Origin of the sequence: Pseudomonas sp. 2822-15 (assembly GCF_002742515.1) — a bacterium.
Taxonomy (GTDB): Bacteria; Pseudomonadota; Gammaproteobacteria; order Pseudomonadales; family Pseudomonadaceae; genus Aquipseudomonas; species Aquipseudomonas salomonii.
In genome coordinates this window covers 1-255 of the sequence record NZ_LJRY01000366.1, presented here as the reverse complement: position 1 = coordinate 255, position 255 = coordinate 1, and the positions used below count along the sequence as shown (strand labels likewise).

The 255-nt window shown below is 41.6% G+C and carries 1 pseudogene; it reads left to right on the top strand.

What is annotated here, in order from left to right:
- A pseudogene (locus tag AOA59_RS28780) lies at positions 1-255 on the top strand (hypothetical protein); the annotation flags it as partial.

Sequence of the window (255 nt, the reverse complement as noted above, 5' to 3'; positions counted from 1 at the left end):
GTATCTGGTTGTCAGATCAGGGGCAAGAGGCAACCGCGGCAATTACGTTAAATCTTCAGACGGGCTATCGAATGGACCAAACTCAGATAAGGGCACTTTATCATCTTGCATCTAGAAGTGTACCTAATCTACCTGTAGAAAATATCGTGATCATGGATCAAATGTCCCGTTACCTTGAATTACATGATGAACATGCTGAAACGAATACGGCCCTATCCATATATGAACAACAAAGGAACATTCAACGAGATATTG